The sequence below is a fragment of the Acidovorax sp. PRC11 genome (assembly GCF_031844105.1).
Classification (GTDB): Bacteria; Pseudomonadota; Gammaproteobacteria; order Burkholderiales; family Burkholderiaceae_C; genus Paracidovorax.
This window is the reverse complement of record NZ_JAUZUQ010000023.1, coordinates 14,247-39,188: the sequence shown is the minus strand read 5'-3', so window position 1 is coordinate 39,188 and position 24,942 is coordinate 14,247. Positions and strand designations below refer to the sequence as shown.

Annotated in this window: 20 protein-coding genes and 1 pseudogene; 9 read left to right on the top strand and 12 right to left on the bottom strand. The window is 71.1% G+C overall.

Annotated elements, in window-relative coordinates; all coding sequences use genetic code 11:
- Positions 1–138 precede the first annotated feature (138 nt).
- From Q9R47_RS20525 to Q9R47_RS20515, 3 genes and pseudogenes are all read left to right on the top strand, one after another.
- A pseudogene (locus Q9R47_RS20525) lies at positions 139–351 on the top strand (porin); the annotation flags it as partial.
- A 437-nt stretch (positions 352–788) separates the two neighbouring features.
- Positions 789–1,778, top strand: coding sequence for a porin (locus Q9R47_RS20520; RefSeq protein WP_311234964.1), 990 nt, complete (start codon positions 789–791; stop codon positions 1,776–1,778).
- 117 nt (positions 1,779–1,895) lie between these two features.
- Positions 1,896–2,093, top strand: coding sequence for a hypothetical protein (locus tag Q9R47_RS20515; RefSeq protein ID WP_311234963.1), 198 nt, complete (start codon positions 1,896–1,898; stop codon positions 2,091–2,093).
- Between the two features lie 45 nt (positions 2,094–2,138).
- Here the strand turns inward: Q9R47_RS20515 and Q9R47_RS20510 are convergent, their stop codons facing one another.
- Positions 2,139–3,257, bottom strand: a complete 1,119-nt coding sequence (locus Q9R47_RS20510) for an ABC transporter substrate-binding protein (RefSeq protein ID WP_311234962.1) — start codon at positions 3,255–3,257, stop codon at positions 2,139–2,141.
- A 302-nt stretch (positions 3,258–3,559) separates the two neighbouring features.
- On the opposite strand from Q9R47_RS20510, the gene uvrA reads away from it, so the two are divergent.
- A complete protein-coding gene (gene uvrA / locus Q9R47_RS20505) occupies positions 3,560–9,454 on the top strand; it encodes an excinuclease ABC subunit UvrA (protein ID WP_311234961.1) in 5,895 nt (1,964 codons plus the stop codon).
- A 36-nt stretch (positions 9,455–9,490) separates the two neighbouring features.
- Here uvrA and Q9R47_RS20500 read toward each other — a convergent pair whose 3' ends face one another.
- Both Q9R47_RS20500 and Q9R47_RS20495 read right to left on the bottom strand, forming a co-directional pair.
- The gene (locus Q9R47_RS20500; RefSeq protein WP_311234960.1) at positions 9,491–10,402 is read right to left on the bottom strand and encodes a hypothetical protein; all 912 of its coding nucleotides are present in this window, start codon (positions 10,400–10,402) and stop codon (positions 9,491–9,493) included.
- 74 nt (positions 10,403–10,476) lie between these two features.
- The gene (locus tag Q9R47_RS20495) at positions 10,477–10,977 is read right to left on the bottom strand and encodes a hypothetical protein (protein ID WP_311234959.1); all 501 of its coding nucleotides are present in this window, start codon (positions 10,975–10,977) and stop codon (positions 10,477–10,479) included.
- Positions 10,978–11,190: 213 nt separating this feature from the next.
- On the opposite strand from Q9R47_RS20495, the gene Q9R47_RS20490 reads away from it, so the two are divergent.
- The 3 genes from Q9R47_RS20490 to Q9R47_RS20480 are packed head-to-tail and all read left to right on the top strand — an operon-like array spanning position 11,191 to position 14,545.
- Positions 11,191–12,564: an aminotransferase class III-fold pyridoxal phosphate-dependent enzyme gene (locus Q9R47_RS20490; protein ID WP_311234958.1), complete on the top strand. Its 1,374-nt coding sequence runs from the start codon at positions 11,191–11,193 to the stop codon at positions 12,562–12,564.
- A complete protein-coding gene (locus tag Q9R47_RS20485) occupies positions 12,561–13,640 on the top strand; it encodes a GNAT family N-acetyltransferase (RefSeq protein WP_311234957.1) in 1,080 nt (359 codons plus the stop codon). The genes Q9R47_RS20490 and Q9R47_RS20485 overlap by 4 nt, the downstream gene beginning before the upstream one ends.
- Positions 13,637–14,545, top strand: coding sequence for a hypothetical protein (locus Q9R47_RS20480; protein WP_311234956.1), 909 nt, complete (start codon positions 13,637–13,639; stop codon positions 14,543–14,545). The genes Q9R47_RS20485 and Q9R47_RS20480 overlap by 4 nt, the downstream gene beginning before the upstream one ends.
- 59 nt (positions 14,546–14,604) lie before the next feature.
- Here the strand turns inward: Q9R47_RS20480 and Q9R47_RS20475 are convergent, their stop codons facing one another.
- Genes Q9R47_RS20475 through Q9R47_RS20435 form a run of 9 tightly spaced genes read right to left on the bottom strand, consistent with a single transcriptional unit; the run spans position 14,605 to position 22,565 of the window.
- Entirely contained in the window at positions 14,605–15,840 is a 1,236-nt protein-coding gene (locus Q9R47_RS20475; RefSeq protein WP_311234955.1) for a DegT/DnrJ/EryC1/StrS family aminotransferase, read from the bottom strand.
- Positions 15,830–16,237, bottom strand: a complete 408-nt coding sequence (locus Q9R47_RS20470) for an EamA family transporter (protein ID WP_311234954.1) — start codon at positions 16,235–16,237, stop codon at positions 15,830–15,832. The genes Q9R47_RS20475 and Q9R47_RS20470 overlap by 11 nt, the downstream gene beginning before the upstream one ends.
- A 4-nt stretch (positions 16,238–16,241) precedes the next feature.
- Positions 16,242–16,628 (bottom strand): EamA family transporter, encoded by a 387-nt coding sequence (locus Q9R47_RS20465; RefSeq protein ID WP_311234953.1) that lies wholly within the window; start codon positions 16,626–16,628, stop codon positions 16,242–16,244.
- The gene (locus tag Q9R47_RS20460) at positions 16,625–17,545 is read right to left on the bottom strand and encodes an alpha/beta fold hydrolase (protein WP_311234952.1); all 921 of its coding nucleotides are present in this window, start codon (positions 17,543–17,545) and stop codon (positions 16,625–16,627) included. The genes Q9R47_RS20465 and Q9R47_RS20460 overlap by 4 nt, the downstream gene beginning before the upstream one ends.
- Positions 17,542–18,294 (bottom strand): MtnX-like HAD-IB family phosphatase, encoded by a 753-nt coding sequence (locus Q9R47_RS20455; protein ID WP_404977184.1) that lies wholly within the window; start codon positions 18,292–18,294, stop codon positions 17,542–17,544. The genes Q9R47_RS20460 and Q9R47_RS20455 overlap by 4 nt, the downstream gene beginning before the upstream one ends.
- Positions 18,295–18,308: 14 nt before the next feature.
- On the bottom strand, positions 18,309–19,271 hold the full coding sequence (locus Q9R47_RS20450; RefSeq protein ID WP_311234951.1) for an HlyD family efflux transporter periplasmic adaptor subunit: 963 nt from the start codon (positions 19,269–19,271) through the stop codon (positions 18,309–18,311).
- A complete protein-coding gene (locus Q9R47_RS20445; RefSeq protein ID WP_311234950.1) occupies positions 19,268–20,029 on the bottom strand; it encodes an ABC transporter ATP-binding protein in 762 nt (253 codons plus the stop codon). Before Q9R47_RS20445 ends, Q9R47_RS20450 begins: the two co-directional genes overlap by 4 nt.
- Positions 20,026–21,162, bottom strand: a complete 1,137-nt coding sequence (locus Q9R47_RS20440) for an ABC transporter permease (RefSeq protein WP_311234949.1) — start codon at positions 21,160–21,162, stop codon at positions 20,026–20,028. The genes Q9R47_RS20445 and Q9R47_RS20440 overlap by 4 nt, the downstream gene beginning before the upstream one ends.
- Positions 21,159–22,565, bottom strand: coding sequence for an efflux transporter outer membrane subunit (locus Q9R47_RS20435; RefSeq protein ID WP_311234948.1), 1,407 nt, complete (start codon positions 22,563–22,565; stop codon positions 21,159–21,161). The genes Q9R47_RS20440 and Q9R47_RS20435 overlap by 4 nt, the downstream gene beginning before the upstream one ends.
- A gap of 190 nt (positions 22,566–22,755) precedes the next feature.
- Between Q9R47_RS20435 and Q9R47_RS20430 the strand changes: the two genes are divergently transcribed.
- Positions 22,756–23,502, top strand: a complete 747-nt coding sequence (locus Q9R47_RS20430) for a response regulator (protein ID WP_311234947.1) — start codon at positions 22,756–22,758, stop codon at positions 23,500–23,502.
- A 23-nt stretch (positions 23,503–23,525) separates the two neighbouring features.
- Positions 23,526–24,683, top strand: a complete 1,158-nt coding sequence (locus Q9R47_RS20425; protein ID WP_311234991.1) for an ATP-binding protein — start codon at positions 23,526–23,528, stop codon at positions 24,681–24,683.
- Positions 24,684–24,942 lie beyond the last annotated feature (259 nt).

The following is a 24,942-nucleotide window of genomic DNA, read 5'->3' as shown; positions in this document are numbered from 1 at the left end:
TTTGTCGGTTGCAAATGCCGGATGGAGCGCTTCGGGTGTGCGCCGTCGCGTTGCACGTAGGCGACGCGGTATGCAGGGGGCGTGGCAATAATGACGGCGGCCCGTTCCGACCACAATATTCCAGGGAGTCCCATGCAGAAAGCCGGATTCCAGCTCGAAAGCGGTTTCGGCAGTTCCATCGGCGAGGCCGCAAAGACCTTCTTCGGCCGCTAGAGCGAAGTCCATCTGTCGGGCAGCTTCGGCAAGATCCGCCTGGGCAACTGGATTCCCGAGTCGTACTACGCCGTGGCGGACTATGGCGTGCAGGACCAGCCCAACCACGACACGGGCAATTTCTCCAACCGGCTGTACCAGTCGGTCGCCGTCGCCGGATATGCCAAGCTGGCGACAACTGGGATGCGGGCCTGCACGGCCATTACACCGCGGGCGCCATCCAGGTCGCGAAACGAGGCAAGCCCTGGCCCAGGCCGGTAACCAAGGGGATTTCAGCGGGAGGTCGGTGCGGGACGTGCCCCGGCGACGGACAACGTTGGCTTCCGGTGTCGCCGTTCCTCTGCGACCCCGCGTCGGGAAAACCCTGACGCAGAACCGCCGAATGTCTGCAAGTGTGGGGAAAACACGCCAGTTTGTGGCAATTACACGTCAGCTTCGTTATTGCCGTGACTTTCAACCGTGGTAATCGGGTTGTTACACCTAGAATTTGTCCAGTAGCTGCACTTGCATTCTGTTGCCATAAGCCGACCGCGGTGCCTACACCAACTTTTCGAACAAGCATCCGAGGACATCACATGCAAAAGACCCATCGTCTGGCTCTCGCCGCTCTGGCCCTCCTGGGCAGCACCGCAGCGTTCGCGCAAAGCAGCGTCACGCTGTATGGCCGCGTGAACACCACCGTCGAGCGCCAGAAGGTGGGTGATTCCACCGTCACCGGCCTGTTCAACAACGCATCGCGTTTCGGCTTCAAGGGCGTGGAAGACCTGGGCGGCGGCCTGAAGGCCGGCTTCCAGCTGGAAAGCGGCTTCAACTCCGACACCGGCACGACCGATTCCCGCGGTTTGTTCGCCCGTCAGAGCGAAGTGAACCTGTCCGGCAACTTCGGTATGGTCCGCCTGGGCCGCTGGACCGCCGAGTCCTACTTCGCCACGGCCGACTACGTCAGCCTGCACAACCACGACACCGGTTCGTCCGCCGACGCGTTCTACGCCAGCGTGATGCGCAACCAGTTCACCAACTCCAACTCGGTGGCCTACCGCACCCCCAGCCTGGGTGGCCTGACGGTCGAAGGCGCCGTGGGCATGCACGAGCAGACCTCGGGCGGCAAGAACCTGTACGACCTGGCTGCCAACTACAACCTGGGCGCCCTGGCCCTGGGCGCCGGCTACTCCAAGCTGGCCGACTCCAACCAGTTCGCCCTGCGCGCCCTGTACACGGCCGGTCCCTTCATGGTGGGCGCCTACTACCAGCGCAGCGACGACTGGAACGCCATGTCCGACACGGCCGGTGCCGTGGGCAAGCGTGACAACTTCCGCCTGTCCGGCGCCTACATCATGGGCGCTTCGGAGTTCCACCTGAACGTGGGCCGCGCCAACAGCTACAAGAACCTGAGCGACAGCGCCGCCACGCAATACACCGTGGCCTACAACTACAACCTGAGCAAGCGCACCAAGGTGTACGGCTACTACACCCGCGTGAACAACGACCGCAACGCCTCCTACGCCACCGGCGTGGCCGGCGCGGACTTCAGCTCGCTGGCCGTGGGCGTTCGCCACAACTTCTGAGTCTGAACGCGTGGCGGCTCCGGCCGCCGCCGTGTGAAGGGCCTCACACCCCGCCAGGGTTGTGGGGCTTTTTTTCAGCCTGCTTTCCGTTCAATATTTCAATCCAGGGAGACCGGTATGTGGAAGATCGTGGTGGGGTTCATCGTTTTCGCAGCGCTTTCGCTCTTCGTGATCATGAAGGCGGGGGACAAGGTGGACATGAGTGGCGAGAAGCATGGTGCCGACGCGGTCCATGCGCCCGAGCCCGCAGCCGTGCCCGCGTCCACCCCGGCCTCCCTGCCGGCCATCCCGGCCAGCGGAGCCGCTTCCCGGTAAGAAGGCGCGGCGCAGCCTCCGGCCGTCCCCGGGCGGCGCCATGCCTCAGCGGCGGAACTTGCCGTCCGTACCGATGATGGACAGGTCGGCGAAGTCCAGGCCCGAATGGTCTTCGGGGCTGAAGTTCACCTCGAGCCCGCCGATGTCGAACTTCTGCAGTCCCTCCAGCGCGGCCTGCAGCCGCTCGCGCGTGGGCTTGGGGCCGGCGCGGCGCAGGCCTTCCACCAGCACCTTGGCAGCCGCCAGGCCTTCGAGCATGGCGGGGCTCACCTCCTTGCCCTGCGCCTTCGCGAGGTCGTGCGCTTCGCGCACCAGGGGGTAGTTCATGGCCCGCTCGTTGGGGAACACCTGCGTCACGATGACGCCGCGCGCATTGGGCCCCAGGCTCTTGGCGAAGCCCGAGGAGGCGTTGTTGGAGAGCGTGACCAGCTGGGCGCCCGAACCCGCGGTCCGGAAGGCCGCATAGCCTTCCGCGGCGGCCACGCCCGACGCGACCATGAGCACGGCCTGGGCCTGGGATTCGACCAGCTTGGGCGCGATGGCGGAGAAGTCGGGCCTGGCCCGGTCGAAGCGTTCCTGCAGCACGGGTTTCAGCTTCGCGGACTCGAAGCCCCTGAGTGCGCCGGCCAGCCCGTCGGTCCCGAAGCTGTCGTCGGTGATCACGAGGGCGATCCGGGTGATGCCCATCGATGCCAGGTGGCTGATGGCCTTCTCGGCTTCGCGCTGGTAGGGCGCGCGCACGTTGAACACGTGCCGGCGCACGGGCCGGTGCAGCACCATGGCGCCGGTGGAGGGGCCCACCAGGGGCACGCCGGCCTGGTCGAGCAGCGGAATGACGGCCTCGGTGTTCGGCGTGCCGCGCGTGAGGAACAGGGCGAGCACGTTGCGCTGCTCGATGAGCGTGCGCGCGTTGGCCTTGGTGAGCGCCGGATCGAACTTGTCGTCGAGCGAGACGAGTTCGATCTTCTGTCCGTGGATGCCACCGCGGGCGTTCACGTCGTTCAGGTAAAGCCGCGCGCCCTCGGTGGTCTCCTGCACCCCGGCCGCCACGGGGCCGGTGAACCCCGCCGTCTGGCCGATGAGCAGCTGCGCCCAGGAGGGCGCCGACACCACGGCGGCCGCGAGCGCCAGGACGAGGCGGGTTCTCTGCCAGAAACGGGCCATAACGGGGATCTCCAGTAAGCGATGGGAAAGGGGGAGCGGCCGTGCCGCCGGCGCAGCGCTGCACGATGCCCGAGCGCGACCGGGGTGACAAGAGGCGGCACCCCCGGTGGGGTGGAATTCGGCAGTCGCTGCAATGCCCGAACCGCAGCGCGGAACGCAACGGGGTGGGAGGCCGCGCCCGGCGTCCCGGCGGTGGTTGTCAACGGCAGGAAGTCCCCCATATGGATAAGCCCCCCTCCGACTCCGGCCGGCCGTCCGCTCTTCCTAGAATGGCCCGCCTTCCCCACCGAAAGATCCCCCCGATGACCCAGGGCCTGATCCGTATCCATGGCGCGCGCCAGCACAATCTCAAGAACCTGGATGTGGATATCCGCACCGGCGAACTCACCGTGGTGACGGGCCCGAGCGGTTCCGGCAAGTCCAGCCTGGTGTTCGACACCCTCTACGCCGAAGGCCAGCGCCGGTACGTGGAGACCTTCAGCGCCTACGCGCGCCAGTTCCTCGACCGCATGGACAAGCCGGCCGTGGACAAGGTGGAGGGCGTGCCGCCCGCGATCGCCATCGACCAGACCAACCCGGTGCGCTCCTCGCGCTCGACCGTGGGCACGATGACGGAGCTCAACGACCACCTGAAACTGCTGTTCGCACGCGCCGCGCAGCTCTTCGACCGCCAGACCGCGCAGCCCGTGCGCCACGACTCGCCGGACACGATCTATGCCGAGCTGCAGCGCCGCTGCGCCGAGGCGGGCGATCCGCGCGTGGTGCTCACCTTCCCGGTCGAGCTGCCGGCGAACACCTCGGCCGAGCAGGTGGAGCAGTGGCTCTCCGCCAGCGGCTTCACGAAGGTGCAGGCCGAGCGTGAGGTCGGTACGCCCACCGGCCCGCGCAAGGTGCTCGATGTCGTGGCCGATCGCTTCCGGCTCGGCAATGCCGAGCGGGCCCGCGTGGTCGAGGCGATCGAGGTCGCGCTCAAGCGCGGAACGGGGCGGCTGAACGTCTACCGGCTGCACGAAGAGGGCGAACCGGACCTGTGGCGCTTCTCCACCGGCCTGCACTGCCCGGAGAGCGACCTGCGCTATGCCGACCCGATCCCGTCGATGTTCTCGTTCAACTCGGCCGTGGGCGCCTGCGAGGCCTGCCGCGGCTTCGGGCGCGTGATCGGCGTGGACTACGGCCTCGTGATCCCGAACGACCGGCTGACGCTGCGCGCGGGCGCGATCAAGACGATCCAGACGCCGGCCTGGAAGGAGGCGCAGGACGACCTCATGCGCCATGCCGAGACCGCCGGCATTCCGCGCGACACGCCCTGGTACAAGCTCACCGAAGAGCAGAAGCAGTGGGTGATCGGCGGCGCGCCCAACTACAAGGAAGGCAACTGGAACAAGCAGTGGTACGGCATCAGGCGCTTCTTCGAATACCTGGAGAGCAAGGCCTACAAGATGCACATCCGGGTGCTGCTCTCCAAGTACCGCAGCTACACGCCGTGCCCGGTGTGCGCAGGGGCCCGGCTCAAGACCGAGAGCCTGCTGTGGCGCGTGGGCAGCAAGGAGGACGCCGATGCGGTGCTGGAGCCCGCGCGGCGGTTCATGCCGCAGGGCGTGGCGTGGAGCCGCGCGCAGCTGGAGGCGCTGCCCGGGCTCGCGCTGCACGACCTGATGATGCTGCCCATCGAGCGGCTGCGGCGTTTCTTCGACCGCATGGCGCTGCCCGAGGGCGATGCCGCGGACACCTCGGGCGAAGCGCCATCCAGGACCGGCGATGCGCAGGCGCTCAAGCTGCTGCATGAGGAGATCACCACGCGCCTCAGATACCTGTGCGACGTGGGCATCGGCTACCTCACGCTCGACCGGCAGAGCCGCACGCTCTCCGGCGGCGAGGTGCAGCGCATCAACCTGACGACGGCGCTCGGCACCTCGCTGGTCAACACGCTGTTCGTGCTCGACGAGCCCAGCATCGGCCTGCACCCCCGCGACATGCACCGCATCACCGAGGCCATGCTGCGCCTGCGCGACGCCGGCAACACGCTGGTGGTGGTGGAGCACGATCCGGCCGTGATGCTCGCGGCCGACCGCATGATCGACATGGGCCCCGGCCCCGGCGAGCGCGGCGGGCAGATCGTGTTCGACGGCACCACGGCCGACCTGCGCCGTGCCGACACGCTCACGGGCGTGTACCTGGGCGGGCGGCGCCAGATCAGCGCGGGCATCCAGCGCACGGTGGCGCCGTCCACGCCGCGCCTGGTGCTGGAGGGCGCGCGCGAGCACAACCTGAAGGACGTCTCGGTGGAGTTCCCGCTGCAGCGCCTCGTCACCGTGACGGGCGTGTCGGGCTCGGGCAAGTCGACGCTGATCCAGGACGTGCTCGCGCCCGCGCTGCTGCGGCATTTCGGCAAGGCGACCGAATCGCCGGGCGCGCACGACCGCCTGCTGGGCGCAGAGCAGCTCGGCGACGTGGTGTTCGTGGACCAGTCGCCGATCGGCAAGACGGCACGCTCCAACCCCGTGAGCTACGTGGGCGCATGGGATGCCATCCGCGAGCTGTTCGCGGTGGCGCCGCTCGCGCGCCAGCGCGGCTACACCGCCGCCAAGTTCAGCTTCAACTCGGGCGACGGGCGCTGCCCGACCTGTGGCGGCTCGGGCTTCGAGCACGTGGAGATGCAGTTCCTCTCCGACGTGTACCTGCGCTGCCCCGACTGCGACGGCAAGCGCTACCGGCCGGAGATCCTGGAGGTGACGATCGAGCGCGGCGGGCGCACCGTGAACGTGGCCGACGTGCTCGACCTGACGGTGAGCGAAGCGGCGCAGGCCTTCGCGCAGGACCGCGACGTGATCCGCGCACTGCAGCCCATCGTGGACGTGGGGCTCGAATACGTGAAGCTCGGCCAGCCGGTGCCCACCCTCTCGGGCGGCGAGGCGCAGCGGCTCAAGCTCGCGGGCTTCCTGGCCGAGGCGGCGAAGAGCGCCAGCAGCAGCCGGCAGCCGCTCGCGCGCAAGGGCACGCTGTTCCTCTTCGACGAGCCGACCACGGGCCTGCACTTCGACGACATCGCCAAGCTCATGCGCGCGCTGCGCAAGCTGCTGGACGCGGGGCATTCGATCATCGTCATCGAGCACAACCTGGACGTGATCCGCGCGAGCGACTGGCTGATCGACCTGGGGCCGGAAGGCGGCGACGCCGGCGGCCTGGTGGTGGCGCAGGGTACGCCGGACGACCTGCGCCAGCACCGCACCTCGCACACGGGCGAGGCGCTGCGCGAGTACGAGCTGGCGCTGGGCGAGGGCGGCCACTCGGTGCACGAGAAAGCCGCCGTGCTGCGCCGCGCGCAGCGCGCCGCGCGGCAGGCGGAGCGCACCGAGGGGCAGGACGCGATCCAGATCGTGAACGCCAAGGAGCACAACCTCAAGCACCTGAGCGTGGACATCCCGCGCGGCAAGTTCAACGTGATCACGGGCGTGTCGGGCTCGGGCAAGTCCACGCTCGCGTTCGACATCCTGTTCAACGAGGGCCAGCGCCGTTATCTCGAATCGCTGAACGCCTATGCGCGCAGCATCGTGCAGCCGGCCGGGCGGCCCGAGGTGGACGCCGTCTACGGCATCCCGCCCACGGTGGCGATCGAGCAGCGCCTCTCGCGCGGCGGGCGCAAGAGCACGGTGGGCACGACCACCGAGGTGTGGCATTTCCTGCGTCTTCTGTACGTGAAGCTGGGCGTGCAGCACTGCATCTACGACGGCGCCGCCGTGCAGCCGCAGACCGCCGACAGCATCGCCGCGCACCTGCTCACGCAGTTCAAGGGCCAGCACATCGGACTGCTGGCGCCGCTGGTGCTGAACCGCAAGGGCGTCTATACCGAGCTGGCCGACTGGGCGCGGCCGCGCGGCTACACGCACCTGCGCGTGGACGGCCAGTTCCTGCCGACCACGGGGTTCCCGCGCATCGACCGCTTCAAGGAGCACACCATCGAGCTGCCCGTGGAGAGCATCGACGTGGAGCCGCGCAGCGAGGCGCAATTGCGCGGGGCACTGGCGCGCGCGCTGGACCTGGGCAAGGGCGTGGTGCACGTGCTGAGCGACCTGGGCGACCTGCGCCGCGCGATGGAGGAGGGCGTCTCTACCGCCGGCATCGGCCATGTGCACGTGCATTCCACCAAGCGCGCCTGCCCGGTGTGCGCCACGAGCTATGCGGAACTGGATCCGCGCCTCTTCTCGTACAACAGCAAGCACGGCTGGTGCCCCGATTGCGTGGGCACGGGCGTCAAGCTCACGGCCGCGCAGCGCAAGGTGTTCGATGATTCGGTGCAGTCCGACGACAACCGCGGCCGCGAGCAGACCTTCGCCGAGCCCGAGGCGGAGGACGTGGTCGATACCGTCTGCCCCACCTGCCAGGGTTCGCGGCTGAACGCCACGGCGCGCGCGGTGCGCTTCGCCGGCGTGGGCATCGCCGACATCGCGGCGATGTCGGTGAGCGACGTGCGCCGCTGGGTGCAGTCGCTGGAAGGCGGCGTGCTCACCGCGCGCGAGGCGGAGATCGCCCGCGACCTGATCCCCGAGATCCGCAGCCGGCTGGAATTCCTGGAGGAGGTGGGGCTGTCCTACCTCACCCTGGACCGGGGCGCGCCGACGCTCTCGGGCGGAGAGGCCCAGCGCATCCGGCTGGCGGCGCAGCTCGGCAGCAACCTGCAGGGCGTGTGCTACGTGCTGGACGAGCCCACCATCGGCCTGCATGCGCGCGACAACCAGATCCTGCTGAATGCGCTGCACAAGCTGGGCGACAAGGGCAACACGCTGGTGGTGGTGGAGCATGACGAGGACACCATCCGCCGCGCGGACCACGTCATCGACATCGGCCCCAGCGCCGGCAAGCGCGGCGGGCGCGTGGTGGCGCAGGGAACGGTGGCGGACATCCAGGCCGCCGAAGATTCCCAGACCGGCCGCTACCTGCTGCACGCCATGCGCCATCCGCTGCAGGCGCGGCGCAGCATGCAGCCGGCCGAGCTGGATGCCGGCACCGCGGCGCCGGCCCAGCCTGTGGAAGCTCCCGCCGGACGCCAGAGCGCCGCCGCCAAGAAGCGGGCCGCGCAGGCCGCGGCCCTGCAGGCCAGTGCGCTGGAGGACGCCAGGGAGCGCGCCGCCATCCGCTGGCTGACGGTGTACGGCGCGAGCCTGCACAACCTGCAGAACGTGACGGCCACCGTGCCGCTGCACCGGCTCGTGGCCGTCACCGGGGTCAGCGGCTCGGGCAAATCGACGCTGGCGCGCGACGTGCTGCTGACCAATGTGCAGGCCTGGGTGCAGCAGCGCTCCACCAAGGCCGGGCGTGACGCCATGGATGCCGGCAAGGCACCGCCGCTGGTCGGCTGCACGGGCCTGGCGGGCTTCGAGTCGGTGGACCGCGTGCTGGAGGTGGACCAGACCCCGATCGGCAAGACGCCGCGCAGCTGCCCTGCGACCTACATCGGCTTCTGGGACACGATCCGCAAGCTGTTCGCCGAAACGCTGGAGGCCAAGGCGCGCGGCTACGGGGCGGGGCGCTTCAGCTTCAACACCGGCGAGGGGCGCTGCCCGGTCTGCGAGGGCCAGGGCGTGCGCACCATCGAGATGAGCTTCCTGCCCGACGTGAAGGTGCCCTGCGAGGCCTGCCGCGGCGCGCGCTTCAACCCGGAGACGCTGGCCGTCACCTGGCGCGGCAAGAGCATCGGCGACGTGCTGCAGATGGAAGTGGACGAGGCGGTGGAGTTCTTCGCCAGCATGCCGGGCATCGCGCACCCGCTGCAACTGCTCAAGGACGTGGGCCTGGGGTACCTGACCCTGGGGCAGCCCAGCCCGACGCTCTCGGGCGGCGAGGCGCAGCGCATCAAGCTCGTGACCGAACTCACCAAGGTGCGGGACGAGGTGGGCCGGCGCGGGCAGAAGGCGCCGCACACGCTCTACGTGCTGGACGAGCCCACGGTGGGCCTGCACATGGCCGACGTGCACAAGCTCATCCGCGTGCTGCACCGGCTGGTCGACGCGGGCCACAGCGTGGTGGTGATCGAGCACGACCTCGACGTGATCGCCGAGGCCGACTGGATCATCGACCTGGGGCCGGAGGGCGGCCGGGAGGGGGGCCGGATCGTGGCGGCGGCGCCGCCGGAAGAGGTGGTGCGGCTCGGTACGCACACCGGCCAGGCGATCGCACCCGTGCTGGCGCGGGGCGCGTAGGGCGCACCGTTGCGCCCTGGTGCGCCGGGGCCGCCGTCACAGGAAGACGGCGACCTGCCCGCTGCGCACGGCTGCGACCATGCGCTGGCAGAGCGCCAGCGTGCGCTCATAGGCTCCGGGCTGGCCGCGCAGCACGGCCGCCACATGGTCCTGGCGGCTGGCCGCGCACTCGAAGCCGTTGGCGCAGCGCAGGAGCAGGTCCCAGTCGGTGGCCCGCGTGCAGTCCAGGCCCAGGCCGCAGGGCAGCAGGTACAGCGCCAGTTCGACGTTGCCATCCAGCGATTGCGGATGGAACGCGCCTTCGAAGCGGTGGCCGCGCACGCCCGTGTCCGGGTCCGCCTGCACCGCGATGCGCAGCGCCACGTCCTGGATCAGCAGCGGATCTCCGGCGGCCAGCAGATCGAACAGCAGGGACTTGCGCCGCTCCGGGCCCTGGTAGGCGGCCTTGCCCGCGCGCAGCGCCATGGCGAGGAGCGGATCGCCATGCTCCAGGCCGTCCGCGACCGCCTGGGCGAGGTGCCGTTCCGCGAGGTCGTCCGGGGACAGCCCGGCGCAGCGCTGGCGCAGGGTGGCCGCCGCCGCGCGGGCCTCGTCGCGGGCAGCGGGCGCGGGAAGGGATGCCCCAACCGCCGCGGCTCCTGCCTCCGATTCCGGCGCCGTGGTCGCCTGCAGCGTGCGGCAGCGGCGCAGCACCTGCGTCGCATAGAACGCGCCGCCGGCTTCCGGGTGCGCGAGGGCATGGCGGACGAAGTCTCGCAGGCTGCCGGCCTGGTTGTATGCCTGGACCAGTTCCGCCGACACGGGGCGGGCGGCGGGCGCGGTGCCGGCATGGGCATCTGCGGGGGCGGTGTCCTGCGTTCCCGCCTGCAGCAGGCCCACGCCCGCTGCGAGCAGCAACAGCACGGGGGCTGCGAGCAGCCAGGGGGATGTGCGGGTGCGGGGTGTCATGGTGCGTGATTGGAAGTGGGATGTGCTGGCACAGGGGCGTGGCGCGCGAAGGGAAGGGTGGTTTCGCGAGCCCGTCAACGCGGGCAACCAGAAGCAGAGGGACACTCCGCCGGAATGTTCTCGAACACCACGCTGCTGCCGACCACCACCGCGTGTGTCGGCGGATCGGTCCACCAATGCAGCGTCCCGTTCATCCAAAGATCAACGACCTCGCTCTGGGCCAACAAGGCTTCGGGCTGGGCGCGGTACAACCGCACCACTGAAGGAGTCTTCATTTGGCGATGCAGGGCGCGCTGCATCGGAGACGCGTCGTAGTAATCGACGCGATAAGCCTTCATGGGACTTGTCTCCGATCCCTTGAGAACAGGCGTACCGGCATACCAGAAGCAAAATGCCAGTCCAAGAGCAACGACGAGCCAGAGTGCTCGGCGCCCAGCTCTTGCGACGCTGTGTGCCCTTGTTAGATCGTGGACCGATGCACCACGGATGCGCGCGGCCGGTACATCTGGCCCCTGGCGCCGCGCTATGAGCCGCCCGTTCTCGATCACCCTGTCCTGCGGGTCGATGGTCAGCATGTGTTTGTTCCCCCCTCTGGCCGCGGAATTTAATCCGCCACGGTCGAGCCGGCTGTAAGAAAAGGTTGCCGCGCCTCCAGGCCCCTGCGCCTCCCCCTGCGCACGCGTTCTCCACCATCTGCACAAACCGCACACAAACGCTCGATAGTCGATCAAGGTTGGCTGCGCAGACTCGCGCCCATCCTTGTTTCCAGTTGCGGACCTTTTCCTTCCATGACCATCGACGCTGCCCAGCTCCTCGCGGACGAAGCCAAGTACTGTTCCTTCGGCGATACCGTCCACTACGTGAACCCGCCCAAGATCTTCACGGGCTGCAACGGCAGCTACATGCTGGACGACCACGGCACGCAGTACCTCGATCTGCAGATGTGGTATTCGGCCGTGAACTTCGGCTACAAGAACGAGCGCCTGGAAAACGTGCTGAAGCAGCAGCTCGACACGCTGCCGCAGATCGCCAGCCAGTACCTGCACCCCACCAAGATCGAGCTGGCCAAGACCATCGCGCAGGACGCCGAGAAGAAGTGGGGCCGCCCCGGCCGCGTGCACTTCAACGTGGGCGGCGCGCAGGCGATCGAGGACTCGCTCAAGGTGGTGCGCAACGCCACGGGCGGCAAGAGCCTGATGTTCGCGTTCGAGGGCGGCTACCACGGCCGCACGCTGGGCGCTTCCAGCATCACCTCCAGCTACCGCTACCGCCGCCGCTTCGGCCACTTCGGCGACCGCGCGCAGTTCCTTCCGTTCCCGTACCCCTTCCGCCGCCCCAAGGGCATGACGGCCGAGGAATACGGCGATTCGCTGGTGGCCGAGTTCGCCCGCAAGTTCGAGAACGAATACCACGCCGTCTGGGACCCCAAGACCCGCCAGTGCGAATACGCCGCCTTCTACATCGAGCCCATCCAGGGCACGGGCGGCTACGTGATCCCGCCGGCCAACTACTTCAAGGGCATCAAGAAGGTGCTCGACGAGCACGGCGTGCTGCTGGTGGTCGACGAGATCCAGATGGGCTTCTGGCGCACCGGCAAGCTGTGGTCGATCGAGAACTTCGGCGTGCAGCCGGACGTGCTGGTGTTCGCCAAGGCGCTGACCAACGGCCTGAACGCGCTCTCGGGCCTGTGGGCGCGCGAGGAACTGATCAACCCGACGATCTTCCCGCCGGGCTCCACGCACTCCACCTTCGCCTCCAACCCGCTGGGCACCGCCCTGGGCCTGGAGGTGATGAAGATGACCCACGAGGTGGACTTCGGCAAGCAGGTCTGCGACAGCGGCGCCTACTTCCTCGAAGGCCTGAAGGAACTGCAGAAGCGCCACAAGGAAATCGGCGACGTCGATGGCCTGGGCCTGGCGCTGCGCGCCGAGATCTGCGAGGCCGATGGCTTCACGCCCAACCGCGCGCTGCTCGACAAGATGGTGGACATGGGCCTGGAAGGCACGCTCGAATACAAAGGCCAGAAGCGCGGCCTGGTGCTGGACGTGGGCGGGTACTACAAGAACGTGATCACGTTCGCGCCGTCGCTGATGATCTCGCGCTCCGAGATCGACGAGGCGATGGTGCTGCTGGACCAACTTCTCACGCGCGCCAAGAAGTGAGCCAAGCCCCTGGCTGGCGCAACCGACTGGAGCCGGAGTCGCTCGTGGCGCAGGCAGGCGCGCATCCGCCGGAGGGTTTCGCGTGGCTGCAGGGGCTGCCGGTGCCGGTGTTCTCGGCACCGTTCGATCTGCTCACGACGGCGGACGACGAATTCAAGGCACGGCTGCGCGGCTGGCCGCTGTTCGGCCACTGGTCCCGGTGGCTGCGCGTGCGCACGGCCTTCGTGGGCACCACCGTGACCGAGTACGCGCCGCTGCCGCAGGCCATGGCGCCGGAGGCCTTCGCCGAGGCGGTGCGCACCGGGCCGGGCCGCGGCTTCACGCTCGCGATCGTGAAGGATATTCCGCAGGATTCCCCGCTGCTGGGCGATGCAGACAACGCCTATGCCGAAGCGCTGGCGCAGGCCTGCGTGCGGCAGGGTTTCGTGCTGGTGGAGGGGCAGGCGCTGGCCTACGTGCCGATCGATTTCGGCAGCCTCGATGAGTACCTGGCGCGCCTGTCGTCCAGCCGGCGCAGCAATTTGCGGCGCAAGCTGCGCAGCCGCGCGCAGTTGCGCATCGAGCGGGTGCCGACGGGCGCAGCCTATGCCGACGATGCGCGCGTGGATGCGTGCTATGCGCTCTACGAGGGCGTGCATGCGCAGAGCGAGGTGCATTTCGACCGGCTCACGCGCGGGTTCTTCGCCGCGCTGCTGCGCGATGGAGCGAGCGGCGGCATCGTGTTCGAATACCGGCACGCCGCCACGGGCGAGCTGCTGGGCTGGAACCTCTGCTACGAGCACGGCGGGCGCCTCGTGGACAAGTACATCGGCCTCTCCTACCCCGCGGCACGCGAGGTCAACCTGTATTTCGTGAGCTGGATGGTCAATCTGGAATACGCCCTGGAGCGGGGCCTCAGCGACTACATCGCGGGCTGGACCGATCCGGAGGTCAAGCGCAGCCTGGGTGCGCGCTTCACCTGGACGCGCCATGCCGTGTACGTGCGCAATCCGGCGCTGCGCGCGCTGGCCCGGCGGTTCGCCGGCCACTTCGAAAGCGACCGGCGCTGGCAGGACGGCACGGAGGGTGCGGCATGACGGCCACCTTCTCTCCACCCCCCGTCGTGCTGGACGTGGACGGCTCCGTGGGCACGCTGCCCGGCGAAATCCGCCTGCCGCTGGCGGCGGCCTGGCAGGAGCGGATGCGCTTCGGCTGCGGGATGGGCACGATGCAGGCGTTCCGGCAGGCGCTGGACGCGGCCATGCCGGCCGTGCCCGCGCACGGTACGGTGTTCCTGGGCAGCGGCGACTTCCACCACCTGAGCTGGCCGCTCATCGAGCGCTGCATCGCGGCGCACGGCTTCTCGCAGGCGCGGCCGCTGCAGGTGGTGGTGCTGGACAACCATCCGGACAACATGCGGTTCCCGTTCGGCGTGCACTGCGGCTCCTGGGTGCGGCGCGTGGCGATGCTGCCGCAGGTGGCGCACGTGCATGTGGCGGGCATCACCTCGGACGACATCGGCGCGGGCCATGCCTGGGAGAACTACCTCGGTCCGCTACGAGCGGGCCGGCTCACCTACTGGAGCAGCGGTGTCGACACGGGCTGGGCCCGCTGGCTGGGCATCGCGGACCGGTTCCGCGCGTTCCCGGATGCGGATGCGCTGGTGGCGGAGCTGACCCGGATGCTGGCGCGTCAGCAGGCGCCGACTTATTTCAGCATCGACAAGGACGTGTTCTCGCGGCGCGTGGTGCAGACCAACTGGGACCAGGGCACGCTGGAGGCGCGCCACGCCGCCGCGGTGATCGCCGGGCTGCGCGGCCGCATCGTGGGCAGCGACGTGACGGGCGATGTCTCCACCTACCGCTATGCCGCCGCGTGGAAGCGCTGGCTCAGCGCGGGCGACGGGCAGCAGACGGATGCCGAGCATGCGCAGTTGCCGGCCTGGCAGTCTGCGCAGGCGGCATTCAACGTGTGGCTGCTGGATCTGCTGGAAGCGGACTGACCGCAGCGAGCCGACTGCGCGGTGCGGCAGCGGTACCGGTACCGGGGCTGGGGCAGGTGTCAGGGGCGCGTGCCGATGGCACGCCGCAACGTGTCGCACACCCGGGCGAAGCCGGCATCCGGCAGCCAGGGGCTGTTGCTGATGGCGATCACGCGGCGGGCGAAGTCGCGGGCGTTCGGCCAGTCTTCATCCGCTTCTCGGGCGATGCAGCGCGCGTAGCGCGGATAGTCGGGCAGGGCGTGCACGAACGGCAGGCTCACGCCCAGGCCTGCGCCCCACAGCGCGCGGAGGGCGGTCTCGCGGCTGGCCGCATCGGGCATGAGTACCAGCAGGGTCGGCCAGGTGCCGCGCGCCCCTGGCACGGCGGGGCTGTCCTGCAGCACCTGCAGCGCGGGCACCTGGTCGTGCAACAAGGCGATGCGGTTACGCGCGCGCGGCTCGCTCTCGGCGAGCCATGCCGGCAGGCGCTCCAGGGCGCGCACGCCCACGGCCTGCCGCCAGCGGCCCACGCGGTGCAGGGGGATGGCGTCGTCGAAATCGTCGCCCGCGGCACCGACACGGTCGCCGCGCGCCAGCGCCCGGCGCAGCGGCAGTCCGTAGGCCAGCGGCAGGCCGGCCGGGCGGTAGAGCGCGGCGTAGCCGATCAGCTCCAGGCTGCGGCGCCATTCCCAGCCGCGGCGCCAGGGTGCGAGGGTGGCCGCGGCCCGTGCGCAGGCCGCGCGCAGGGCGGGGTCGGCCACCACGAGCGCGCCGCCTTCGTAGAGCGTGAGCCCCTTGCCGACGGCCATGCTGAAGAAGACCATGTCGCTGCCGGTGCCGATGCAGGCACCGGTGGCCTGCCGTGCGCCGAGCGCCTGCGCCGCGTCTTCGATGACGCGGGCGCCTGCGGCGTGCGCGATGGCCCGGGCCGGCGCCACGTCGGTCACGCGGCCGGCCAGGTGCGTGGGCAGCACGGCCAGCGTGCGCGGGCCGCAGAGCGCGGCGAGCGACCCGGTGCACAGGTCGAGGCTGCCGGGCCGCAGGTCGCACAGGCGCAGCCGCAACCCGCAGTGCGCAGCGGCCAGGGCCACCAGCGGGCAGGTGTAGGCAGGCGCGACGATCTCGTCGCGGCGGGGCTGGGCCGCGCGCAGTGCGGAGAGGGCGATCACCAGCGCGGCGGTGCCGGAGCATTCGATCTGCACGGCCGGCACGCCGAGGAAATGTGCGAGCGCACTCCCCAGACCGGCGTCGCCGCCCGGGCGCAGGTCGCTCCAGCGCAGCGGCAGGCCGGCGGTGGGCGGTGCCTCAGGCGCCATGGGGCGCGGCCGGTGCCTCGGGCGACTGCTCCGCCGCCTCGCTGCGCGCCAGGCAGGCGATGCCGCCCGCGATGAGTGCCGCGCCCAGCAGTTGCGGCCAGCCGATGGGTTCGTTGAACAGCCAGGCCGAGAGCGCCAGCACGGACACCACTTCGAGGTGCGAGGCCGCGAAGGCCGGGCCGATGGGTGCGTGCTCCAGCAGCGTCATCCAGGTGAAGAAGGCGCCCACGTAGCCCACGAAGGCGCCGTAGATCCAGGGCTGGCCGAACACGCGCGAGAGCCAGGCGCCGGAGAATTCCAGCGGCAGCGCATGCTCGCCGGCGAGCTTGAAGCTGATCTGCGCGAGCGTGTCGAACGCGACCAGGATGAAGAAGCCGATGGCGTAGAAGCGCTTCATGGCATCAGCCCTTCAGGCCCACGACGGCGACGCCGGCCGACACGAGCAGGATGCCGGCCACGCGCATCGGCGAGAGCTTTTCGCGGAACAGGAAGCGGCCGGCCACCATCACGGCCACGATGTTGATCGAGCCCAGCAGCACGCCGTCGGAGAGCGGCACCAGCGAGAGGAACGCGAGCCAGACCAGGAATTCGGCCACGTAGCAGCCGATGCCGAGCCAGATCCACGGGCGGCGCGCCATCCAGATCCAGCGTGCGAGGCCGCTGCCGGCGCGCGGGTCCGCGGTCGCCGCGGCCTTGAAGGCCAGTTGCCCGCCCGTGTCCACCAGCATGTTCAGCAGCCAGAGCACGGCGACCAGCGGCGTGATGCCGCCGCCGTCCGCGGGCGTCATGGCGCCGCCCCGGCGCCGTGCCCGCGCGCCACGGCCTCCGCGAAGGCGACGGTGCGGGCCAGCACCGTGCGGCGCTCGCGGTCGATGGTGATCATGTGGTAGCTGTCGTCGAGCAGCACGAGTTCGACGGGGGCGTTGCGCACGCCGCGGGCGATCTCGCGCGCGTTGTCCGCCGAAGCGATGTCGTCGTGGCGCGCGTGCATGACCAGGCAGGGCGCGCGCACGGCGCCCAGGTTGCGGCGCACGTGGGCGGCCAGCGCGCGCATCTCGATCACCGACCACCAGGGGTTGCCGGGAAGGCCGGCGGCGGCGCTGTCGCCCGAGTGCATCTGCGCGACCACGCGCTCGCGCAGCGCGGCGTCCTTGATGCCGTAGGGCGGCTGCTCCATGAAGACGCTGCGGCGGCCGATGCCGAGGGCCCGGAACAGCGGCAGCAGGAAGGACAGGCGCGTGTAGGCGGGCATGCTCCAGCCGTCGTAGCGGAACGTGGGCGAGAGCGCCACGACGCCCGCCACCTGCTTCGGCCGCTCGATGGCCAGCGCGAGCGCGAGCACGGCGCCCATGGAGAGCCCGCAGGCGACGATCGGCTGCCCGGTACGCTGCATGAGCCGGTCGGCGCCGCGCCGCACGCTCGCCGCCCAGTCCTGCCAGCGGGTGGCGACGAGATCGTCCTGCGTGCCGCAGTGGCCGGCCAGCTGCACCGCCAGCACGGTGAAGCCCGCGCGGTGCAGGCCCTTCGCGACGAGGCGCATCTCGTTGGGGGTGCCGGTGAGGCCGTGGATCAGCAGCACGCCGGTCTGCGCCAGCGGGCCGTGGCCTTCGAGCAGGTATTCATGCCGCGTGTCGTGGCGGCAGGCCGGGGTGTCGGGCACGCCCGTGTCCGGCGTGGCGCGCAGGGTGGCGGCGGACGCGCTCATGCCGCCAGCTCCAGCGCGCGCGGCGCGAGCGCTTCCAGCCGGTGGAGCAGCCCGATGGTGTCCGCGAAATCGACGAAGGGCGCGTGCGCGATGCCCTGGCTTTCGCAGTGGCCGATGAGCTTGTACTTGGCGAACACGAAGTCCGCGCGGCCGGACACGCAGAAATCCGAGGTGCTGTCGCCCACGAAGAGCACGCGGCCGTGCAGCGTGCGCTGCTCTTCGAGCCGCTCGCACTTGCAGTTGCCGCTCGCGCGCGCGCAGGCGGCGCTGGCCCAGGGCGATTCGAGCCGCCACTGGCGCGGGCCGGCCTGCACGAGGCGGTTGGCGATCACGGGCAGGTCTTCCAGGCCGTGGCGGGCCAGCACCGTGCGGATGGCGTAGTCGATGCCGTCGCTCACCACCTGCACCGGCATGCCGAGCTGGCGCGCCTCGCGCACGAAGGCGGCGAAATGCGGGTCCACGGCGATCGTCGCCAGATGCGCGTCCAGTTCGGCGCGGTCCATGTCGAGCAGGGCGACCTGGCCCTTCATGCATTCGCGCGAGCCGATCTCGCCGCGCTCCCAGGCGTCTTCCAGCGCCTGCCAGCCGGGCTGGCCGAAGCGCTGCAGCAGGGCGTCGGTCACGTCCACCGTGCTGATGGTGCCGTCGAAATCGCACTGCACCATCCAGCCCGGGAACGGTGCGTCGAGGCCGGCGTCCGGCGCGGCGCCGCGGCGCAGGGAGGAAAGGGGGAAGGAGGCTGTCGTCATCGGGTCATTCCTCGTCAGGGATGGAAGCTCACGCGCACGCTCTGGCCGGGCCGCACCTGCGGGGGCTTGTCGAATTCGAGCACGCATTCCACGACCCGCACGGGGCCGCGCTGGCTGTCGTCCTGCAGCCGTGCGGTGCCCAGTACGGGGCTCAGGCGCACCACGTGCGCGGGCGGCAGGTCGACCGGCATGGCGTCGCCGTCGGTGGCCACCGAGGCGCGCATGCCGGGCTGCACGGAGGCGGCGTAGCTTTCGTTGACTTCGGCGCGCACGATCAGCGGACGGCGCGGCAGCAGCGTGATCGCCGCGTGGCCGGTGGAGGCCGCCAGCAGGCGCTGGCCGGCCTGGGTCTTCAGGTGGACCACGGTGCCGTCCTCGGGCGCCCGCAGTTCGAGCCGGGCCTGCTGGCTGCGCACCTGCTCGAGCCGCCGGCGGGCGACCTCGGCTTCCGCGCGGGCCACGGCGGCATCGGATTCGGCGGCGCGCAGGGCTTGCGCGGCGTCGTCCGCGCGCTGCGGCTCGGCGGCGCTGGCGGCCGCGGCCTCGGCCAGGCGGGCCGCGGTGCGGCGCAGTGCCGGCAGTTGCTGGGCGCGGGCGCGCTCGCGCGCCTCGGCCAGCTGCAGTTCGGCCTGCGCGATGCCGGCCTCGGCCTGCGCGTTCGTGCCGGACAGGCGCAGCAGCACCTGGCCGCGCTTCACCGGTTCGCCTTCGTGCACGGCCACGGATTCCACCACACCGTCCTGCAGCGGGGAGAGTTCGAGCAGCCCGCCCTGCACTTCGATGCGGCCGCGGGCGATGGCCACGTCCGCCGCAGCGCCCGCCGGTGCGGAGGCGGCTGCGGCGTCGGCGGCGGGCGCAGACGCAGGCGCGGCGCCGTGGTCGGTGCAGGCGGCGAGCCAGGCCAGGGCCAGGGCCGAGGCGGTGCAGGCCATGCCGCGTGCCGCCCGCGGCCGGGAGAGGGAGAAGAGGCGTGTCATGGGGTGGTGGCGTCCGGTTGGCGCCAGTCGCTGCGGATGGCGCCGTCTTCCATGCCGAGCACGCGGTCGGCGTGCCGCACGAGGCGCGGATCATGGCTCACGCACAGCACGGTGGTGCCGTGGGTGCGCGCGATGCGGTGGAGGATGTCGATCACGCGCTGGCCGCTGTCGGCATCCAGTGCGCTGGTGGGTTCGTCGGCGAAGAGCAGCTGCGGCGACTTGGCGATGGCCCGGGCGATCGCCACGCGCTGCTTCTCGCCGCCCGAGAGCTGGGCGGGCCGCATGTGCGCGCGTTGCGTGAGCCCGACCTCGTCGAGCGCGCGCCGCGCCTGCCGGGCGCTCTCGCGCGCATCCATGCCCAGGTAGCCCAGCGGCAGCTGCACCTGCTCGAGCGCGGTCAGCGCGGGAAACAGGTTGAAGCCCTGGAACACGAATCCCGTGTGCAGCAGGCGGAAGCGCTCCAGCGCGCGCTGGCTGAGGGCGCCCAGGTCTTCCCCGAGCGCGAAGGTCTGGCCCGCATCCGGCCGCTGCAGCCCGGAGAGCAGCGACAGCAGGGTGCTCTTGCCGCAGCCCGAGGGGCCGGAAATGAGGGTGAGCTCGCCCGGGTGGATGGCCAGCGAGAGCTGGCGCAGCACGGGCACCTGCACCACGCCCGAGACGAAGGATTTCTGCAGCTCCAGTGCCTGCAGGCTCGGGGCGCCGGACCGCGGCGCGGCGGTGCGGGAAACGTCGGAGACCATGGTCGGGGCGGAGTTCATCGCAGCAACAGGGCAGGATCGGCGGCCATCAGGCCGCGCATGGCCAGCAGGCCCGACAGCAGCGCGACCAGCGCCACGAGGCCGGCGCAGGCGAGGGCGGTGGCGGGCGTCATGGCCACCGGCACGCCCTGCACCATGGCGATCCACAGCAGCCCCGCACTGGCGATGCCGCCGAGCAGCAGGCCCAGCCCGCCGATCCAGCAGGCCTGCTCGATCACCAGGCGCCCGAGCGCGCGGCGGCTCACGCCCAGCGCGTTCAGCACGGCGTACTCGCGGGCCGATCCGGCCACCACGGCCATGAGCGACTGGCTGGTGACCACCGTGCCGACGAGGCAGACGATGCCCACCATGAACAGCACGGCCACGCCCGCGCCCGTGTCCAGCAGCCAGTAGAGCTGCGAGCGCCGCGCGAACTGGGGCGCCGTCCAGACCTCGAAGGGCCCGAAGCCCGGCGCACCGGCGGCCAGCCGCGCCTGCACCTGGGCGGCCTGCTCGGGCGAATGGGTGCGGGCCACGACGTAGGTGGGGTTGGCGGCAGCGTTCCCGCCGGCGATCTCGCGCGCGGTGTCCAGCGAGGACAGCACGTTCGCGCCGCCCAGGCCGCGCAGCCCGTCCACGGCCGCCACGACGCGCACGGCATGGCCGTTGATCCAGGCGTTGCCGCCGACGGTGGCGCTGAGGGTGGAGAGGTCCGCCCGGTCCACGATGACGGCCCCGGGCGTGCGCAGGGCCTCGCGCTGCCAGGGCGCGAGCAAGCGGGAGAACAGCATGCCGTCCGGCGCGGTGCGGATGCCCGACAGGTAGACGGACACGCCGCCGCCACCGCCCTGCGTGCCGCGCCAGTCCGCATCCACCCAGACGTAGGGCTCGGTGGCGGCGACCGCCGGGTCCATGGCCAGGCGCAGGTCGACGTCGCGGCCGATCGCGCGGCCGAAGTTCACGCTCTGCGTGCCGGGGTAGCCGGCCCAGAGGTCGGCGCCGGACGCCCGGACGTACAGCGCGGCGCTGCCGAAGATGCCCAGCACCAGCGCCGCCTGCACCGCGAGCAGCACGCACGAGAAGCCCACCGCGAACACGGCGGGCACGAAGCGCCGCCATTCGTGGATGAGGGTCTTGCGGGCGAGGGCGATCATGGCGTCTCCCCGGCGGGCAGCGGCGCGCCGCCCAGGGCCTTGTAGAGCGCCACGAAGGCCAGCGAGCGCGCGTCCTGCGCGGTGGCCCATTCGGCATCGGCCTGCAGCGCGGCGCGGCGCGCGGCCAGGCCGTCGTATTCGCTGGCGAGGCCCAGCCGTGCCTGCACGCCGCCGGCACGCACGCGTTCCGCGAGCGCCGGCTGCGCCTCGGCGAGCGCGTCCGCGCGGTGCTGCTGCGCGGCCAGCGCGGCGAGTGCGCCGTCGGCCTCGGCGACGGCGCCGCGCACGGTGCGCTGGTAGGCCAGGGTGGCGCTCTGCAGGGCCTCCTCCTGCGCGTCCAGCTGCATGCGGCGGCGTCCCCAGTCGAAGAGCGGGATGTCGATCGTGGGGCCGATGGCCGGCACGTTGTCGCTGGTGGTGCGGCGGTTGCGCGTGATGTTGAACGCGTACAGCAGCGAGCCGGTGATCGCGAAGCGGGGGTAGAGCTCGGAGCGGGCCATGCCGACGTCGGCCGCGGCCTTGCGCACGGCGGCTTCCGCGGCCTGGATGTCGGGGCGCGTGCGCAGCAGGTCGGCGGGCAGGGACGAGAAGGCGAACGGCGCGAGGGCCGGTGCCTGCAGCGTGCCGGCCGCGGTCCAGGCCGGGTCCGGCGCGGGCCGGCCCAGCAGCACCGCCAGCGACTGGGCGGCACGGGCCAGGGCCTCCTGGGGCACGGCACGGGCGGCACGCGTGCGGGCCCGCTGCACGCCAGCCTGGGCCACTTCGTCGGCGCCACCGGTCCAGGTGCGCTGGCGCACCTGGGCGAGTTGCAGCGTGCGCTCGTCGAGCTCGGCCAGCCGGTCGAGCAACTGCAGTTGCCGGCGCGCCGCCTGCAGGTCGAGGTAGTTGCGCACCACGTCCGCCACCACGGCCACGCGCGCACCCTGGCCGTCCGCGACCGCCGCTTCCCGGTCCGCCGCGGCGGCTTCGCGCGCGCTGTCGGCGGCGCCGAACAGGCCCAGCTCCCACACCATGTCGATGCTGGCGTGGAAGTAGCTGTCGGCGGCCTCGATGTCCTGCAGCGTCCGCGCCCCGGCGCTGAACGAGGGGCGGAACTGCACCGCGGCGCGTCCGGCCTGCAGGCGTGCCTCGCGCAGCCGGTGCGTGGCGATCGCCAGGTCGAGGTTGCCGGCCAGCGCCTCGTCCACCAGCGCGTCGAGCGCGGGATCGTGGAAGGCCTTCCACCAGGCGCGGAATTCCGGCGGCGCCGCGGCCCCCGCCGGGACGGGCGACGTCCAGGCGGCCGGCAGCACCGGCGCCTGCGGACGGCGGACATCCGTGGTCGAGCAACCGGCCAGGATCGCGATCGCCGCGGCGAACAGGCCGTGGCGGAGCGGACGCAGGGAGGAGGGCGGAAGGAACACGCGCGGCGGTACGTTGCGAAAAAGGGAAATCCCGGGCGGGCACGGAAGGCGTCCAGGGTGATGGGGCCGATTGGAACGCCCCAAGCTTGCGCCGCCTTGCATGGCATATGGAGGCTTCGTGGAGACGCAGGGGCTTTGCCCGGGGCGCTGCCGGCTGTGGATAATTCCGCCCAGCATCGCCCATTCCTCCATGAACCTTCCCGCCGCTCCGCAGGCCAACGGCCCGCTCGTCCTCGTGGTCGAGGACGAGCCCGGCATCGCCACCATCCTCACGGCCTACCTGCAGCGCGACGGGCTGCGCGCGCAGCAGGCCCACGACGGGCTGGAGGCGCTGCGGCTGTTCCGCCAGCTCCGGCCCGACATGGTGCTGCTGGACATCCACCTGCCGGGCATGGACGGCCTCGATCTGCTGCGCGCCATCCGCGAAGACGGCAACACCCCCGTCATCATGGTCACGGCCCTCGCGGACGACGTGGACAAGCTCCTGGGCCTGCGCCTGGGCGCGGACGATTACGTGGTGAAGCCCTTCAGCCCGCCCGAGGTGGTGGCGCGGGTGCGCGCCGTGCTGCGGCGCGCGCAGGCCCAGCCCGCGGCACCGGCGCGGGGCGCCCAGCGCATCCGCGTGGGCCGCATCGAGATCGACCAGGAGGCGCATGCCGCCTTCGCCCATGGCGAGGACGGTCGGCCCGTGGCCCTGCCCCTCACGCTGACCGAGTACCGCCTGCTCGCCTGCCTGGCCGCGCAGCCCCGTCGCTGCTTCTCCCGCAGCCATCTCATCGAGCATTGCCTGCCCGAGAGCGATGCGCTCGACCGCGTGATCGATTCCCACCTCTCGAAGCTGCGCCGCAAGCTGCAGCAGGCGGGCCAGGGGGACCTGATCGAGACCGTGCGCGGCATCGGCTACCGGCTCTGGCCCGGCGACGGCGCTCCGGGCTGAGCCGCGGCGTGCGACCGATCCCCATGCAGGGCTCCTTCTTCAGCCGCGTCTGGGTCCGCTTCGGGCTCTGCATCGCCGCCACGGTGCTCGCGACGATGGCGCTGCTCACCGTGAGCGTGATGCTGTTCTCCGAGGTGCAGTACCGCGACTTCTACCGCAGCCTGCCGACCAATGTGCAGCGCGAACTCGACGACCTGCGCGAGCGGGACATGGAAGACAGCCCGCGCGCGATGGAGATCTACGGGCGCTACTGGCACGGCGACCTGCTGTTCGGCGAGAAATGGTCGCTGGTGGTCGGTCTCGTGGTCTGCCTGCCCGTCGGGCTGATCGTGGGCTTCTGGGTGTCGCGCATCGTCACGCAGCCGCTCGCCTCGATGGCGGAGGTGGCGTCCCACGTGGCGCTGGGCGATTTCTCGGTGCGCGCCCAGCCCGGCCGCTACCACGACGAGATGGCCGACATGGTGCGGCACTTCAACCAGATGATCGATGCGCTGGAGCGCATGGCCAAGGAGCAGCGCGCCTCCGCGGCGTCGATCTCGCACGAATTGCGCACGCCGCTCACGGTGCTGCGCGCGCGCCTGCACGCCATCTGCGACGGCGTCATCGAGGCCGACGCGGCCGAGTCGCGCGCGCTGCTGGAGCAGGTCGAATACCTCGGTCGCCTCGTCGGCGACCTGCACACCCTGGCGATGGCCGACGCGGGCCAGCTGTCGCTGGAGACCCGCACGGTGGACCTCGCCGATCTCGTGCGCGACGCGCTCGCCGGCCATGCGCACCGCATCGAGGACCATGGCGTGGCGCTGGAACTGCGGCTGCCGCCGGAGGGCGCCGAGGAGCCCTGCGTGGTGCTGGACCCGGACCGCATGCGCCAGATCCTCTTCAACCTCGTCGAGAACGTGCTGCGCCATGCGCGTGCCGGCGGCCGCCTCGGCGTGGAGGTGGCGGTGCAGGGGGCGCATGCCGTGCTGCGCGTGAGCGACGCGGGGCCCGGCCTGCCCGCGCGCCTGCTGGAGCGCCCCTTCGAGCGCTTTCCGCACGAACCGGGGCGGCGGCGCGAGGGCTCCGGCCTGGGGCTCTCCATCGTGAAGGCGCTGGTCCAGCGCCAGGGCGGCGAGGTCCGGGTGGAAAACCTCCCCGGGGCCGGTGCGTGCTTCTCGGTCGCGTTTCCCCTGGCGGCCTGATCCCACCACCGTCCGGGAGGTGCCCGTTCCGAAGGCGGGCGTGCTCCTCGCGGGGACGCGGCGGCACGCCGTCCTACGCGGCCAGCCTCCTGCGGACCACAGCCCGTCCCCGGGCCGGTCCCTACGATGGATGTCCATGGAAGGGGCCAGCGCGGCAGTTCCGCCGCACCGCTCCCCTCCCTCCCGTCCCCCCTCACCCCGTCATCCGGGGTTTCACCCTGTCCTCCTCACGGAGGGCAGGGTTTTTTATGGGTGCGCG

What these genes read in the sequence shown, in the direction of transcription:
- Q9R47_RS20520 (WP_311234964.1), top strand. Translation starts at nt 789, where the DNA reads ATGCAAAAGACCCATCGTCTGGCTCTCGCCGCTCTGGCCCTCCTGGGC.
- Q9R47_RS20515 (WP_311234963.1), top strand. Translation starts at nt 1,896, where the DNA reads ATGTGGAAGATCGTGGTGGGGTTCATCGTTTTCGCAGCGCTTTCGCTC.
- Q9R47_RS20510 (WP_311234962.1), bottom strand. Translation starts at nt 3,257, where the DNA reads ATGGCCCGTTTCTGGCAGAGAACCCGCCTCGTCCTGGCGCTCGCGGCC.
- uvrA (WP_311234961.1), top strand. Translation starts at nt 3,560, where the DNA reads ATGACCCAGGGCCTGATCCGTATCCATGGCGCGCGCCAGCACAATCTC.
- Q9R47_RS20500 (WP_311234960.1), bottom strand. Translation starts at nt 10,402, where the DNA reads ATGACACCCCGCACCCGCACATCCCCCTGGCTGCTCGCAGCCCCCGTG.
- Q9R47_RS20495 (WP_311234959.1), bottom strand. Translation starts at nt 10,977, where the DNA reads ATGCTGACCATCGACCCGCAGGACAGGGTGATCGAGAACGGGCGGCTC.
- Q9R47_RS20490 (WP_311234958.1), top strand. Translation starts at nt 11,191, where the DNA reads ATGACCATCGACGCTGCCCAGCTCCTCGCGGACGAAGCCAAGTACTGT.
- Q9R47_RS20480 (WP_311234956.1), top strand. Translation starts at nt 13,637, where the DNA reads ATGACGGCCACCTTCTCTCCACCCCCCGTCGTGCTGGACGTGGACGGC.
- Q9R47_RS20475 (WP_311234955.1), bottom strand. Translation starts at nt 15,840, where the DNA reads ATGGCGCCTGAGGCACCGCCCACCGCCGGCCTGCCGCTGCGCTGGAGC.
- Q9R47_RS20470 (WP_311234954.1), bottom strand. Translation starts at nt 16,237, where the DNA reads ATGAAGCGCTTCTACGCCATCGGCTTCTTCATCCTGGTCGCGTTCGAC.
- Q9R47_RS20465 (WP_311234953.1), bottom strand. Translation starts at nt 16,628, where the DNA reads ATGACGCCCGCGGACGGCGGCGGCATCACGCCGCTGGTCGCCGTGCTC.
- Q9R47_RS20460 (WP_311234952.1), bottom strand. Translation starts at nt 17,545, where the DNA reads ATGAGCGCGTCCGCCGCCACCCTGCGCGCCACGCCGGACACGGGCGTG.
- Q9R47_RS20455 (WP_404977184.1), bottom strand. Translation starts at nt 18,294, where the DNA reads ATGACGACAGCCTCCTTCCCCCTTTCCTCCCTGCGCCGCGGCGCCGCG.
- Q9R47_RS20450 (WP_311234951.1), bottom strand. Translation starts at nt 19,271, where the DNA reads ATGACACGCCTCTTCTCCCTCTCCCGGCCGCGGGCGGCACGCGGCATG.
- Q9R47_RS20445 (WP_311234950.1), bottom strand. Translation starts at nt 20,029, where the DNA reads ATGAACTCCGCCCCGACCATGGTCTCCGACGTTTCCCGCACCGCCGCG.
- Q9R47_RS20440 (WP_311234949.1), bottom strand. Translation starts at nt 21,162, where the DNA reads ATGATCGCCCTCGCCCGCAAGACCCTCATCCACGAATGGCGGCGCTTC.
- Q9R47_RS20430 (WP_311234947.1), top strand. Translation starts at nt 22,756, where the DNA reads ATGAACCTTCCCGCCGCTCCGCAGGCCAACGGCCCGCTCGTCCTCGTG.
- Q9R47_RS20425 (WP_311234991.1), top strand. Translation starts at nt 23,526, where the DNA reads ATGCAGGGCTCCTTCTTCAGCCGCGTCTGGGTCCGCTTCGGGCTCTGC.